1 rRNA gene is annotated in these 223 nt (G+C 55.6%); it reads right to left on the bottom strand.

The window, feature by feature from the left end:
* Positions 1–223, bottom strand: a 23S ribosomal RNA gene (locus PSI23_RS23795); the annotation flags it as partial.

Here is a 223-nt window from a genome sequence, read left to right as displayed (position 1 = left end):
GGGAAGACTCATCTCAAGGCAAGTTTCCCGCTTAGATGCTTTCAGCGGTTATCTCTGCCGCACTTAGCTACCGGGCAATGCCATTGGCATGACAACCCGAACACCAGTGGTACGTCCACTCCGGTCCTCTCGTACTAGGAGCAGCCCCTTTCAATCTTCCAACGCCCACGGCAGATAGGGACCGAACTGTCTCACGACGTTCTAAACCCAGCTCGCGTACCAC

It is taken from the genome of Xenorhabdus yunnanensis (genome assembly GCF_028598805.1).
Taxonomy (GTDB): Bacteria; Pseudomonadota; Gammaproteobacteria; order Enterobacterales; family Enterobacteriaceae; genus Xenorhabdus; species Xenorhabdus yunnanensis.
This window is presented reverse-complemented; position numbering and strand designations above follow the sequence as displayed.